The sequence below is a fragment of the Mangrovihabitans endophyticus genome (genome assembly GCF_014646155.1).
Lineage (GTDB): Bacteria > Actinomycetota > Actinomycetes > Mycobacteriales > Micromonosporaceae > Actinoplanes > Actinoplanes endophyticus.
On the sequence record NZ_BMMX01000017.1, the window covers coordinates 73218 to 86459 of the forward strand.

The 13242-nt window shown below is 72.4% G+C and carries 13 protein-coding genes; 8 read left to right on the forward strand and 5 right to left on the reverse strand.

Annotated elements, in window-relative coordinates; all coding sequences use genetic code 11:
• Nucleotides 1-3: 3 nt before the first annotated feature.
• Nucleotides 4-1242 carry an amino acid ABC transporter substrate-binding protein gene (locus IEY73_RS19015; protein WP_189080591.1) on the reverse strand — a complete coding sequence of 413 codons (1239 nt, stop codon included), beginning with the start codon at nucleotides 1240-1242 and terminating at the stop codon, nucleotides 4-6.
• A 178-nt stretch (nucleotides 1243-1420) separates the two neighbouring features.
• Here IEY73_RS19015 and IEY73_RS19020 point away from each other — a divergent pair, with 178 nt between their 5' ends.
• From IEY73_RS19020 to IEY73_RS19030, 3 genes are read left to right on the forward strand one after another with little or no spacing between them, the layout of a single operon-like run.
• The gene (locus tag IEY73_RS19020; protein WP_189080592.1) at nucleotides 1421-2257 is read left to right on the forward strand and encodes an ABC transporter substrate-binding protein; all 837 of its coding nucleotides are present in this window, start codon (nucleotides 1421-1423) and stop codon (nucleotides 2255-2257) included.
• Nucleotides 2254-3432 (forward strand): MFS transporter, encoded by a 1179-nt coding sequence (locus IEY73_RS19025; protein ID WP_189080593.1) that lies wholly within the window; start codon nucleotides 2254-2256, stop codon nucleotides 3430-3432. Before IEY73_RS19020 ends, IEY73_RS19025 begins: the two co-directional genes overlap by 4 nt.
• A 10-nt stretch (nucleotides 3433-3442) precedes the next feature.
• A complete protein-coding gene (locus IEY73_RS19030) occupies nucleotides 3443-4477 on the forward strand; it encodes a LacI family DNA-binding transcriptional regulator (RefSeq protein ID WP_189080594.1) in 1035 nt (344 codons plus the stop codon).
• Nucleotides 4478-4505: 28 nt separating this feature from the next.
• Here the strand turns inward: IEY73_RS19030 and IEY73_RS19035 are convergent, their stop codons facing one another.
• Nucleotides 4506-4973: a hypothetical protein gene (locus tag IEY73_RS19035; RefSeq protein WP_189080595.1), complete on the reverse strand. Its 468-nt coding sequence runs from the start codon at nucleotides 4971-4973 to the stop codon at nucleotides 4506-4508.
• A 432-nt stretch (nucleotides 4974-5405) separates the two neighbouring features.
• On the opposite strand from IEY73_RS19035, the gene IEY73_RS19040 reads away from it, so the two are divergent.
• Nucleotides 5406-5690, forward strand: coding sequence for a hypothetical protein (locus tag IEY73_RS19040; protein WP_189080596.1), 285 nt, complete (start codon nucleotides 5406-5408; stop codon nucleotides 5688-5690).
• Nucleotides 5691-5875: 185 nt separating this feature from the next.
• Here IEY73_RS19040 and IEY73_RS19045 read toward each other — a convergent pair whose 3' ends face one another.
• Nucleotides 5876-6592 (reverse strand): TetR/AcrR family transcriptional regulator, encoded by a 717-nt coding sequence (locus IEY73_RS19045; protein ID WP_189080597.1) that lies wholly within the window; start codon nucleotides 6590-6592, stop codon nucleotides 5876-5878.
• A gap of 404 nt (nucleotides 6593-6996) precedes the next feature.
• Between IEY73_RS19045 and IEY73_RS19050 the strand changes: the two genes are divergently transcribed.
• On the forward strand, nucleotides 6997-8214 hold the full coding sequence (locus tag IEY73_RS19050) for a cytochrome P450 (protein ID WP_189080598.1): 1218 nt from the start codon (nucleotides 6997-6999) through the stop codon (nucleotides 8212-8214).
• 4 nt (nucleotides 8215-8218) lie between these two features.
• Entirely contained in the window at nucleotides 8219-8416 is a 198-nt protein-coding gene (locus IEY73_RS19055; RefSeq protein WP_189080599.1) for a ferredoxin, read from the forward strand.
• On the opposite strand, the gene IEY73_RS19060 is transcribed toward IEY73_RS19055, so the two are convergent.
• Both IEY73_RS19060 and IEY73_RS19065 read right to left on the reverse strand, forming a co-directional pair.
• Nucleotides 8397-9167, reverse strand: a complete 771-nt coding sequence (locus IEY73_RS19060) for an SGNH/GDSL hydrolase family protein (protein WP_189080600.1) — start codon at nucleotides 9165-9167, stop codon at nucleotides 8397-8399. The genes IEY73_RS19055 and IEY73_RS19060 overlap by 20 nt on opposite strands.
• Before the next feature lie 149 nt (nucleotides 9168-9316).
• Nucleotides 9317-10429, reverse strand: a complete 1113-nt coding sequence (locus IEY73_RS19065; protein ID WP_189080601.1) for an endonuclease/exonuclease/phosphatase family protein — start codon at nucleotides 10427-10429, stop codon at nucleotides 9317-9319.
• 198 nt (nucleotides 10430-10627) lie between these two features.
• Between IEY73_RS19065 and IEY73_RS19070 the strand changes: the two genes are divergently transcribed.
• Nucleotides 10628-11623 carry a serine/threonine protein kinase gene (locus IEY73_RS19070; protein WP_189080602.1) on the forward strand — a complete coding sequence of 332 codons (996 nt, stop codon included), beginning with the start codon at nucleotides 10628-10630 and terminating at the stop codon, nucleotides 11621-11623.
• 54 nt (nucleotides 11624-11677) lie between these two features.
• Nucleotides 11678-13195, forward strand: coding sequence for a serine/threonine-protein kinase (locus IEY73_RS19075; RefSeq protein ID WP_189080603.1), 1518 nt, complete (start codon nucleotides 11678-11680; stop codon nucleotides 13193-13195).
• The last annotated feature ends 47 nt before the right edge of the window (nucleotides 13196-13242 follow it).

Genomic DNA, 13242 nt, shown 5'->3' on the forward strand with positions numbered 1-13242 from the left:
CGATCACTTCCAGTCGGGCTTCGGGTTCACGATCGTCTGCGACGTGGCCGCGTCCGGCGGGGCCACCACCTGCGCCGTGCCGGACTGCCATTGCGCCAGCAGGAACTTGCCCTGGGGTTCCCCGTTGTCCGCCCAGCTCAGCGGGCCGAGGATGGTCTGCACCGTGTTGGCGTGCAGCCAGTCGCGGATCTTCGTCTGGTCGACCGCCCCCACCGCGGTGACCGCGGCCTGCAGCACCTGGGCCGCCGCGTAGGCGTCCGCGGCGTCCTCGGCCGGGTCGGCGTTCTGATAGGCGGCCTGGTAGTCGGCGACGAACTCGGCGTTGTGCGGGGTGTGCGCGTCCTGGTGCCAGCTCACCGTGTAGAAGACGCCCTCGGTGCTGCCCTCGCCGACGCCGGAGCTGTACTGGCCGGCGTTGCTGGGCGCGGAGGTCTGGAACATGATCTTGGGGGAGTAACGGAGCTGCTTCAGCGAGCGCACCAGTCCGACCCCGTCCTCGAAGACGGCGCCCTGCGCGATCAGGTCCGGCTTCTTGCCGGCCATCTGGCTGGCGATGGACTGGAAGTTGGTGGTGTCCGCCGGGTAGGTCGAGGTGTAGACGGTGCGTACGCCGAGCGCCTCCAGTTGCTCGCGCATGCTGTCGATGACCGGCTTGGCGAACGGGTCGTCCTGGCTCGGATACGCCGCCGTGGCCGGCCGCTGGCCGGCGGGCAACGACTTGATCCAGTCGACGAAGACGTCGGCCTGGTGCGGGGCGGTGGCCGGCTGGGCGAAGAAGAGGTTCTTGAAGCCGCGGGTGAACATCTTCGGGGCGCCGCCGGCCGGCTCCACGAAGACCATGTTGTTCTTCTCGGCCACCGCCGAGGCGGCGTAGTTGAGCAATGACGAGAAGGTGCCCAGCACCAGGTCGACCTTGTCCTGGGTGATCAGCTTGGTGTAGTCGCTGACCACCGTGTCCTGGCTGCTCGCGTCGTCGACGATGGTGAGCCGCACCGGCCGGCCGAGCAGTCCACCGGCCTTGTTGATCTGGTCCGCCCAGACCTGGTAGCCGCGCTTGGCCTCCGATCCGGGCTGGGAGAAGTCACCGGTCAACGGCAGCGAAACGCCGATGACCAGGGGTTTGTCGGTCTTCGTGGCGGCCTGCTCGGACGGGCGTGAGCCACAGGCGGCCAGGCCGGCGCCGACCACGGCGGTCAGGGAAGCGGTGAGAACGGTACGTCGGGAGACGGGCTTTTCGATCATGTAGGCCCTCCACATTCGGTTGCTCCCGGGCGTCGCCGCCGGGGAAGGCAGGCCGCAATCGTTTGCGATCCGAGGATGTACTTCCTGTTACGTACGTGTCAAGACTGCTTAGCGAACCTGGTCAACGTGAAGATTGCAAGACTTGTACAGGCGCAATCGGTTGCGGTTAACTCGGACCATGACGCGCTTCGTCCGAGTCGGGTCGTTCACCCCCTCCGTGCTGCTGCGCGTCGCGCGCCGGCTGGGCCGCCTCGACGCGGCCGGGCTGGACGTGACCGAGGAACTCGTTCCCTCGTCGCCGGCCCAGTTCCGCGCGCTGCTCGACGGTGCGTACGACGCCGTGCTGACCAGCCCGGACAACGTGCTGGCCTACCGCTACAGCCCGGTCAACCCGCTGGGCCGCAACGCCGCGGTGCGGACCCTGGCCGCCGTCGACCGCGGCATGGGGCTGGCGCTCTACGGCAGCACGACGGGCCGGCGCTTCGGCGTCGACGTGCCCGGCTCCGGCTTCGCGTTCGCCCTCTACGCGCTCGCCGAGTCGCTCGGCCTGTCCCGCGCCGACTATCAGGTGATCGCGCTCGGCTCGACGCCGCAACGGCTGACCGCGCTGCTGGCCGGGGCGTGCGACGCCACCCTGCTCAACGCCGGCAACGAACTGCGCGCCGAGGCGGCCGGGTTGCGCCCGCTGGCCCGGGTGAGCCAGGTCTGCCGCCCCTACCTGGGCACCGTCCTGGCCGCCCTGCACCCGGTGGACGGCCTCGCCGAGGCCCTGGTCGGCACCGCCGCGGAGGTGGTCGCCGGCCGCCACGACGAGCTCGTGGTGGCGGAGGCGGCGCGCGCGCTCGGCCTTGACACCGAGCTCGCCCGGCGCTACCTGGCCCGGCTCACCGACCCCGCGGAGGGCCTGGTGCCGGACGGCCTGGTCGACCCGGCGGCCCTGCGCACCCTGGTCGACCTGCGCCGCCGCTACGGCCCGGCGCTGGACGGCGACCCGCTCGCCGCGGCGCTGCGGTGAGCCGCCCGACGCGCCTGCTGCAGGCCGCCTCGTTCGTCAGCACGATGGACCGGTTCACCATGCCGCCGATGCTGATCGTCACGGCGCGCGCCCTCGGCGTGCCGCTGTCCTCGGTGGTGCACACCGCCAGCGTCTACTTCCTCGCGTACGGGCTGATGCAACCGGTCTGGGGCATCGTCTCCGACCGCCTGGGCCGGGTCCGGACCCTGCGCATCACCCTGCTGGTGGCGGCGTTCGCCACCGCCGGGTCGGCCTGCGCGGCCACGGTGACCCAGCTCGGTGTCGCGCGGGCGCTGGCCGGCGCGGCGTTCAGCGCGGCCATCCCGGCCGGCCTGATCTACGTGGGCGACACCGTCCCCGGCCGGCGCCGGCAGACCGAGGTCACCAACCTGATGGCCGGCGTGGCCCTGGGCACCGCGGTGGCGTCGGCCGGCGCGGGCGCGCTGGCCCAGGCGACGAGCTGGCGGGTGGCCTTCGTGGTGTCCGCCCTGTGCGCGCTCACCCTGGTATTCCTGCTGCGCGGGCTGCCCGAACCGGTCACCGACCGGCCCGCCGGGCACCTGCTGGCACCGCTGGGCCGGATGATCCGCTCGCGCGCCACGCTGCTCGTGCTGCTGCTCGCCTTCGCCGAGGGCGGGGTGCTGCTCGGCGTGCTCACGCTGCTGCCGCCCGCGGTCGAGCACGGCGGCGCGAGCGCGGCCGTGGCCGGCGCGGTCACCGCCGTGTATGGGATCGCGGTCCTCGTCTTCGCCCGGGTCGCTGGCGTGTTGTCGCGCCGCTGGCCGGTCTGGCGGCTGATCGGGGCCGGAGCGCTCGCCGCGGTCGCCGGGTGCACGCTCGCGGCGGTCAGCCGCACCCCGGTGGCCGCCGCGGCGGTGGCCGCCCTGATCGGGCTGGCGTGGGCCGCCATGCACTCCTCACTGCAGACCTGGGCGACCGAGGTGCTGCCGTCGGCGCGCGCCACGGTGGTGTCCGGCTTCGCCGGCGCCTTGTTCGCCGGGAGCGCGCTGTCCTCGGCGCTGGTGGCCGGCCCGGCCGAGGCCGGACGCTACGGAGCCGCGTTCGCCGCGCTGGCCATCGTGGCGGTGCCGCTGGGCATCGGCGCCACGCTCGCTCGGGCGCGGTGGCGGCCCGTGGTGGCCACCGAAACGGGGGAGCGCCATGGCCAGTCCTAAAATCGTGCGAATGACCGCCCCGAGGCTCCGCGACGTCGCGCAGCTCGCCGGGGTGCACCCGGCGACCGCCTCGCGGGCGCTCAACCCGCAAACTCGCCAGCAGGTCAACGCGGACACCGCCCGACGGGTTCTGCGCGCCGCGGAGTCCATCGGCTACCAGCCGAACCCGATCGCGCGCAGCCTGAAGACGGCCCGCACCGGCACCGTCGGCCTGGTCATCCCGGACCTGACCAACCCGCTGTTCCCGCCGATCGTGCGCGGCATCGAGGACGTGCTGACCCCGGCCGGCTACAACGCCTGGATCGTCAACACGGACAACGATCCGCAGCGCGAGGAGGCGCAGGTCGAGGCGCTGCGTTCGCGGCAGGTCGAGGGCCTGATCGTGGCCACCGCGCGGCGTACCCATCCGTTGCTGGCGCGGCTGCACCGGCAGGGCGTCAAGATGGTCCTGGTCAACCGGCGGGTGGACGGTCTGGAACTGCCCTCGGTGACCGCCGACGACGACGCCGGCATCGGCTTGGCGGTGGCCCATCTGGTGGGGCTCGGGCACACCCGGATCGCGCACCTGGCGGGCCCGCAGCACACGTCGACCGGCGTCAGCCGGGCCCGCGCCTTCCGGCACGCGCTGATCGACCACGGTCTGCCCGACGACCCCGCGCTGACCGTCGAATGCGGCTACTGGTCGGAGTCCGAGGGCGCGCGGGGGCTGCGCCGGTTGCTCGACGGCGGCCGGGCCTTCACCGCTGTGGTGGCCGGCAACGACCTGATCGCGCTGGGCTGCTACGACGTCTTCGCCGAGCGCGGCATGACCTGCCCGGACGATGTGAGCGTGGTGGGCTTCAACGAGATGCCCTACTTGGACAAGATGCGCCCCCCGCTGACCACGGTGGCGATTCCGCACTACGAGATCGGCGCGGAGGCGGGCCGGCTGCTGCTGGACACCATCGACGAGCCGGACCGTTACCCACGGTCGGTGCTGCTGGCACCCTCCCTGGTGGTACGCGCGTCGACCACCCCCGCCCCGTGTGACGCCGCGTCGCGCTGACCCACCTCGCTCCGGCGCCGTGCCGGGGTCAGGAGCAGTGCTGCTTGACCGGCGACAGCCACGTCGTCATGTCGTTGCCCAGCACCGTGCTGACGTCCTGGCTGGTGGTGATGGCGCGGAAGAAGGCGGGATCGTCGGCCTTGGCCTGAAGTTTGTCAGCCGTGCGTGCGCCGTCGGCGCGCAGCTCGGGGTTGTCGCTGTCGCGAGTGGCCCGGCGTACGTCCGTGGCGAACGCCGTCAATGCCTGCTTCGCCTTCTGCCGGCCCTGCGCGGTGTCGCCGGACTTGTCGACCATGGTGCTCAGGGCCTGCGCGAACGGCGCCATCCGCTGGTTGAAGACCTCGCCCAGCGTGGTGCAGGAATCGCGGATGGCGGCGTCGACCGACGGCGCGGAGTTCGGTGGTGCCGGCGCGGCCTGATCGTCGTCCGCCAGGCCGCAGGCCGAGGCCACGAGGAGTGTGCCGCCGACGATGAGTGCCTGCGCCGCCCGATGCATCGATGACTCCTGTCGCCGAAGGGAAGATGGGAGCGCTCCCATTTCGATCGAACTCTACGTCTCCGGTACGTCGCCAGTCCAGCGCGGAGGTGAGCGCGGCGGCCCTGATCCGTGCGGCGGCCCTGATCCGTCGGTGGCACGCTGCGCGCGGGAGCCCCGCCCGATTTGACGGATCGGACGACAACGGGAAACGTGGGGCTCTTGAAGGCCGTGGTTCGAGACGGAGGGATTCATTACCCCGACGACGCCGCTCCGGGCCGGGCACGCCCGGCGTGGGGTGCGCACGCCGACCGTCTCGGCTCGACCACTGTTCGCGCCGGTGCCGCCCTGCTCGGTGCGACCGCTGCTCGCCAGAGCATCGCCACACCGGCGTCACGGCGGGACCGGCCACCAGTTCCCAGAATCCCTATGACGATGACCTCGAGGAGAAGCATGCTTGCCGTCACCGAGAACGCCGCAGCCGCCATCCGCGACATCACCGATCAGCAGAGCGTGCCCGATGGCGCGGGTCTGCGCATCGCCACCGACCAGGAGGCCGGTGCCCTGACGCTGAGTCTGGCCGCGTCGCCCGCGGCCGGGGACCAGGTGGTGGACGCTTCCGGCGCGCTGCTGTTCCTGGACGCGGGCGCGGCGGAGATCCTGGCCGACAAGGCTCTCGACGCCGCCGTCGGCAACGAGGGCGCCGTCGAGTTCGCGGTAGCCGAACAACCCAAGTGACCCAGCAGTTCTGGTGACCTCCGACCGGAGGTCGTCGCCGAGCCGCCCGCGCATACGTGCCGGGCGGCTCGGTCGTTTCCGTCGCCCCCTCCCCGTCGATCTTGAAGATTCGGTGCCGGATTGGTGCTGGCACAACCGACTTGTCCGACCCGAAAGTCCAAGATCGACGGGGGAGGTGGCGACGGTCAGCGCGGCCGGTCGCGTCCGCTGACTGGTGCGCGCATCAGGCCCTCGATGGCGTCGATCAGCCCGGTCGCGGTGGCGTTCCACAGCGCCGCGGCCGATTCCCGGTCGTCGGGCAGGGTGCGTTCCCGCTGGGCGCACATGTGCACGATCAGGGTGTGCGCCATCTCGTTGCGTTCGGCGCGCACCTGCGGTGACAGGCTCGGCAGGCAACCGTGCAGCGCCTCGATCACGGCGTGCAGCGTGTGCGCGTGGCGCATCTGTTCGGCGGCCAGTTCGCGCAGCTTCGGCTCGGTCATCAACTGGGCGGCGAATCGCGCGTACCAACTGGGCGTGCCCAGTGAGATGAGGTGCTCGGTGAACGGGCGCACCACGCACGTGACCCAGTCCCGGACCTCGGTGCTGCCGTCGTGGTGAGCGTACAGCCGGCGGCGGAGCTCTTCCATGCCCTCGTCGTGCCGCCGCACGAGGGCGCGGACCAGGTCGGCCTTGGTGCCGAAGTGGTATCCGACGGCGGTGTTGTTGCCCTGTCCGGCCGCCTCGCTGATCTGCCGGTTGGAGACCGAGAAGACGCCGTGCTCGGCGAAGAGGCGCTCGGCGGTGGCGAGGATGCGCGCACGGGTGTGCTCCGCTTGCTCGCTGCGCGCGTTGCGAGCCGTCCGTGGCGGAACGGGCAGCCGGGCGCCCGCCGGGCCGGGCGTCGTTCTGGTGGGGTTCATCGTGGCCATCAGGATAGAGGGTCGGCGGCTGCCCGGCGGGCCGAGAACCTGCGGCCGCGGGGCGGGACCGGCCCGCGGCGTGCCCCCACGACGATCCACTCCGTAGAACGATCACGCCAAATAGTCAATCACTTGACTTACATGAATGGGGTGAGTTGACTGGTTCGTGCGGAAAACAGCGTCGTTGTGAGGAGGCTGCCATGCCGGAAGGTGACGCCGTCGAGGCGCTCAGTTATCCGATCCGGGTGCGCATCCGCTGGACCCGCCCCGCGAGTGGGAACGGCTGCGCCACGACTGCCCGGCCGCCGCGGTGCGTTTCCCCAGCCACGGACTCATCGTCGGACGGCTGACACAGGTTCCGGTCCGCTGGTGACCTGACGCCCCTCTTGCACGAAGGAGACACGATGACCACATCGCCGACCACCGCTCCCACCGCCGAATTCCCGCTGCCGCGGGCCGCGGGCTGCCCGTTCGACCCGCCGCCGCGGCTGCGCGAGCTGCAGGACGAGGCGCCGCTCGCCCGGGTGCGGCTCTGGGACGGCAGCACGCCCTGGCTCGTCACCCGGTACGCCGACCAGCGCACCCTGCTCGCCGACCCGAGACTCAGCTCCGACGTGACCCGCCCCGGATATCCGGCTGCGGCGCCCCGGCGGGACACCGGGGGCAACTCCATCGGCTTCATCCTGATGGACGACCCGGAACACGCCCGTCTGCGCCGCATGGTGACCGCGCCGTTCGCCATCCGACGGGTGGAGGCGATGCGCCCGGCCGTGCAACGCATCGTCGACGAGCAGATCGACGCCATGCTCGCCGGTCCGCAGCCGGCCGACCTGGTGGAGGCGTTCGCGCTGCCGGTGCCGTCGCTGGTGATCTGCGAACTGCTCGGCGTGCCGTACGCCGACCACGACTTCTTCCAGGAGAACAGCCGGAGCCTGGTACGCCGTACGACATCCGCGCAGGAGCGCAGCGCCTCGTTCGAAGCCCTGCACGAGTACCTGGACGACCTGATCAGCCGCAAGCTCGCGCAGCCGCAGGACGACCTGCTGTCCGAACTCGCCGCGCGTGTCCCGCGCGGCGAGCTGAGCCGCGGCGATGCGGCTGGCATCGGCGTCCTGCTGCTGGTCGCCGGGCACGAGACCACCGCCAACATGATCGCGCTGGGCACCCTGGCGCTGCTCGACCACCCGGACCAGTTGGCCGTGTTGCGCGACGGCGACGACCCGAAGGCGGCGGCCCGGGCAGTGGAGGAGCTGTTGCGCTACCTGAACATCACGCACGGCGGCAGGCGCCGGGTCGCGCTGGCGGACATCGAGATCGCCGGGCAGGTGATCCGGGCCGGCGAGGGCGTGATCATGGCCAACGACATCGGCAACCGGGATCCGGAGGCGTTCCCCGACCCGGACCGGCTCGATCTGGGCCGCGACGCGCGCCGGCACGTCGCCTTCGGCTTCGGCGTGCACCAGTGCCTCGGCCAGCCGCTGGCTCGCCTGGAGTTGCAGGTGGTCTACGGCACGCTGTACCGGCGGGTGCCCACGCTACGCGTCGCGGCGGACCGGGACAGTCTCCGCTTCAAGCACGACGGCGTCATCTACGGCGTGTACGAGCTACCGGTGAGCTGGTGAGGTCATGAAGGTCACGGTGGACCAGGAGAAGTGCGTCTCGTCCGGCCAATGCGTGATGTCCGCGCCGGACGTCTTCGACCAGCGCGAGGAGGACGGCGTGGCGGTGGTGCTGACCGCGCAACCGCCGGCCGGCCAGGAGGAGGACGTGCGCACCGCGGCGGCGGTGTGCCCGGCCCTGGCGATCACCGTGGTGGAGGAGTAGTCCCGGTCGGCACCGGCACCCATTGAACGTACTTGCCGGACCGGTCGTCGCCCGAGGACCGGCCGCGCAGCCGGCGGTGCAGCCAGGGCAACACGTGCTCGCGGTAATAGCGGGCCTCGGCGCGCACCCGCCTGCTCTCGGCCGGTCCCGGGTCGGCCACGTGCGCGGCACGTTCGTGGCCGAGCGCGGTCAGCACCAGGCCCGCGACGCGCTGATGACCGGCCGCGTTGAGGTGCAGGCGGTCCACCGACCAGTACGGCCCCCGGCGCAGTTCGTCGTCGTGAAAGACGTCGACGAACAGCGCGCCGTGGCGCGCCGCCAGGGCGTGCGTCGCCGTGGTGAGCAGCTCGCCGCGGCGGCGGATCACCCCGCCCAGCGGCAACCGCTGCGACGGGTCCGCGCCGGCCACGATGACCAGCCGCACGCCGGCTTGCGCGGCCCGGCGCAGCGCCCGGTCCAGCAACCCGGCCAGGCGCGTGGTGTCGGTGCCGGAGCGCATCATGTCGTTGCCGCCGCCGTTGAGCGTCACCAGGGTGGGCGCGGGGGCCAGCGCCAGCGCCGCCTCCAGTTGCTCGCACACGATCGGTTCGAGCAGCCGCCCGCGCACCGCGAAATTGGCGTACCGCACCGCCTCGCCGTGCTCGGCGGCCAGCCCGGCGGCGACCAGATCGGCCCATCCGCGCACCGTGCCGTCGGGCAGTTCGTCGCCCACACCCTCGGTGTAGCTGTCGCCGACCGCTGCGTACCTCATCGTCGTCCTCCTGCCGGGCACGGAATCCTCGGCGTCGAATCCGCAGCGCCGGGCGTGGGCTCGCAACGCCGGGACTCACCCTGCCACGATCGCCTGGTCGTGATCATGCCGGGGCGGCCGGTGCCCGGACGGGGGAGTCGCACACCGGCTCAGGCCAGGTCCACGTCGGCGTAGAGGGCGGCGTGGTCCGAACCGGCGTGCACGGCACTGGTCATCGTCTCGTAGATCGGCCAGAGACGGCCGTGCCGGCCACCCCACACGCCGTACCGGAAAATGCCGCCGCCCCGCGCCACCGCCTGCAGGGCGGGGGACAGCAGCACATAGTCCAGCTTGTTGCCGGCCGTGCAGGAGCCGTACGTGCCGGGCCGGCCACCGTCGTCGAAGCCGCTCAGTTCGGACACGTCCCGCAGATCGGTGTCGCGCAGCAGCGGTGCCAGCGTCGCGCTGTCCGGGGTGTCGTTGAGGTCCCCGGTCACCACCACGTGGTCCACGCCGGTGCGGCACAGGCCGCGGTAGATCTCGGCGACCCGCACCGCCTGGCGGCGCCGGATCCGGTCCGAAGCGGCCTTCGGGCCGTACCCCTTGCTCTTGAAGTGGTTGACCAGCACCGCGATCCGCCGGCCGCCGGGCGTGCGGAAGTGGTATTCGGCGCAGTCCCGGCTGAAGATCCGCCCGTGGTCGTCCGTGTCGTCGACGTGGCTGTGCTGGCCGATGAGCGGATACCCGGCGGCGGACAGCACACCCACGTCGATGCCGCGCTCGTCGTTGCCGTCGATCACCATCACGTACGGGTATCGGGGCCGCCCGTCGTCGGCCAGCCAGGTCCCGGTGAACCGCTTGAGTGCGACGCGGCTCTCCGCCTCGACCACACCCACGATGTCCGCGTCCACATCGCGCAGCACCCGGGCGGTGTTCGCCAGCGCCAGCTCCTGGACGCAGTCGGTGGTCAGCTCCACCCAGCCGATCCAGTCGGCACGGCCGCCGGCCACGATCTCCACCGGCCCGTTGCGCCGGCGCCGCAGCAGCCGGCCGCGGTTCTGCCGCAGGCGCGCGAACCGGGCGGCGTCGCTGTGGCGCAGTCCGAGCCGGCCGAGCTCCCGCAGGATCTCCCGGCTGACGTCCGGGGTGTAGGCGGTCTCTTCCAGCAGCACGCAGACGCGCTGGTAGGTCCGCAGGACGGCACGCCCGGCCGTCCACGTGTGACGGTCCAGGGCGCGTGCCCGGTTGAACAGGTTTTCCACGTTGAAGGCGGCGATACGCATCTGCCGTCACCCCCGAAAGCGGCGTTGAGCTGCAAATACTAGGGCGAATTCGATCTTTGTCAGAGGGCCGTGCCCCCGCACGGGTGAAGGTTTCCGCCCCGCCGCGCTGCGCCGCGGAACGTGCGGATTGCGCGGTTTCGGGGAGTGTGCCGATAGTGATCGTCAGCGCCACGTGATCCGTCGCAGCCGGGAGGTCCGATGGCGACGAGTCCCCTGCCACCGATCGCCGCGGGCGAGCCCCCGGTCAACTTCGCCGCCCACCAGATCCGCGCCGGAAGCCTCGCCGGGGCGCGGGAGGACTTCGAGCAGATGCTCGCCGCGCTGGTCCGGGCGATGCATCCGGCCGCCCGGCGGATCGCCGCGCACCGCGGCGACTGGGGCATCGACGTGCTTCTCGGCGAGTTGTCCGGCATGGTGGTCATCTGGCAGGCGAAGTATTTCTGGCCGGTGGTGACGGCGGGGGCGCACCGGCAGATCCGCGGGTCGTTCCGCTCCGCCCTGACCGCCGCGCAAGGCCACGGCTACCAGGTCGGCAGGTGGGTGCTGTGCGTGCCCGCCGGCCTCGACGCGCCCACCGCCCAGTGGTGGGACCGGTGGAGCGCGCACCAGCGCGCCGCCACGGGGGTGGCGGTCGAGCTGTGGGACGACACGGTGCTGCGCGGGATGCTGATGCGCCCGGCCGCCGCGCACGTGCGCCGGCACTACTACGATCCGTACCCGCACGCGCCGTGCCGCCCGGTGGTGCCGGAGCAGCGCACCCGGTCGCTGCTGGCGGCCCACCCCGCCGACCTCGCGGCCTGGAACCACCAGCTCTTCGTCCGGCAGTTGCGCGCGGCCGGCCACGTCGAGGTGGCCTCGGCCGTGGACGAGTACTTCAACGCCGGGCTGCTGGTCCGGGAGGTGCGCAAGCACGGCCGGGACACCGACCGTGAGGCGCTCGACGAGGCGTACGGGGTCGCGTACGGGATCTGGGAGGGCCGTTTCAACGCCGGAGTGCAGGCGTACCCGGCCCGGTCCCGGCTTCCCGGCCTGCACGCGGCCGTGATGGCGGAGATCCGCGAGTCGCTGGTGTTCCCGCCGGGCCTGGCCGCCGGCCCGGTGCACCGGTGCGGGCTGATGCACCGGCTCGTCCAGGACGGGCGCGCCGGATGGGTGCGGCACTGGCGGCGGATCGCCGGGAAACCGGCGGCGTGAACGTGCCCGGTAGACTCCGCGGTCGCGGGTGTGCCGGAGCCGGAGGATGGACAGATGACCATGCCGCTGCGGCCGGGGGAGCCGACCCGGCTCGGCCGGTACGACCTGACCGGCCGGCTCGGGCAGGGCGGCATGGGGACCGTCTACCTGGGTCGTGACCCGGACGGCCGGCCGGTCGCGATCAAGGTGGTGCGACCGGAGTTCGCCGGGGACGCCGAGTTCCGCGGCCGGTTCCGCAGCGAGGTGCACCGCGCCCAGCAGGTGCCGCCGTTCTCCACCGCGGAGGTGCTGGACGCCGACCCCGACCACGAACCGCCCTATCTGGTCGTCGAGTACGTGGACGGGCCCAGCCTGGCGACCGTGATCCGGGACCGGGGTCCGCTGTCCGGCGCCGCCCTGGACGGCCTGGCGGTGGGCATCGCCACCGCGCTCGGGGCCATCCACGGCGCCGGGGTGATCCACCGCGACCTGAAACCGGGCAACGTCCTGGTCGCCCCCGGCGGCATCAAGGTGATCGACTTCGGGATCGCGCGCGCGTTCGAGGCGACCAGCCAGCACACCCGCACCGACCAGATGGTCGGCACGGTGGCGTACATGGCGCCGGAACGCTTCGACCCCGCACACGGCCGCCAGGTGACCGCGGCGGCGGATGTCTTCGCCTGGGGGGCCGTGGTGGCGTACGCGGCGACCGGGCGCACGCCGTTCGAGTCCGGCACCGCTCCGGCCACCGCGATGCGCATCCTGACCCAGCCACCGGACCTGGACGGCGTGCCGGAATCGCTGCGCGATCCGCTTGAGTGGGCGCTGGCCAAGGAACCGGCGGACCGGCCCACCGCCCGGAAACTGCTGGACATGCTGCTGGCCGGCGACACACCGCGCCCGCCGCATGAGGCCGCGGCGGTCACCGCGGTCGGCGCGCCGCCGACGTCGGGGACCGCTCGCCGTGCCACGGTGCGGCGGGTGGCGCTGGCCGTGGTGGCTGCCGCCGTCCTGGTGGGCGGCGGGTGGTTCGGCATCGGCGCGCTGCGCGGCCGGGCGGATCCGGCCACCGGCGCAGGGGCGGCACCGGGGGCGTCATCGCCCGCGCCGGCCACCGCGTCGCCGACCGCGGTGGACCTGCCCGGCGCGATCCTGCGCGGCGAGCGGCAGACGCTCATCCACGTGGTGGAGATCGACCGGGACCTGGCACTGGACCTGCACGCCGCCCAGGTCCAGGCGCTCGACGGCACCGGGCCCAAATCCCTGTTCGCCCTGGTTCCGTACGGTGTGGACTATCTGATCAGGACCCTGCGCGAGGGCACCGGAGAGCCGCAGACCTGCCTGGGTGTGAAGATCGTGCCGGACCGTTCGGCGTCGCTGGTCCCGGTGTCGTGCACGCCGACCCGGGCCACCATCTTCTCGCTGTCGCCGACCGAGGGCCGTGACGACCATGATCGGCCGGCCTTCCTTCTCTCCAACGAGGCGTACGGCGTGGTGCAGTGGAGCCCGTCACGCCGGCAGGTGATCGTGGAGGAACTCGGCGACGCGCCCGCGCTGTCCAGCTTCAGCTTCGTCGACCGGGGCGACCTGTGACGCGGGCGGCACCTCGGCTGCGGCGGCCATCGCACGAAAGGCGCCGC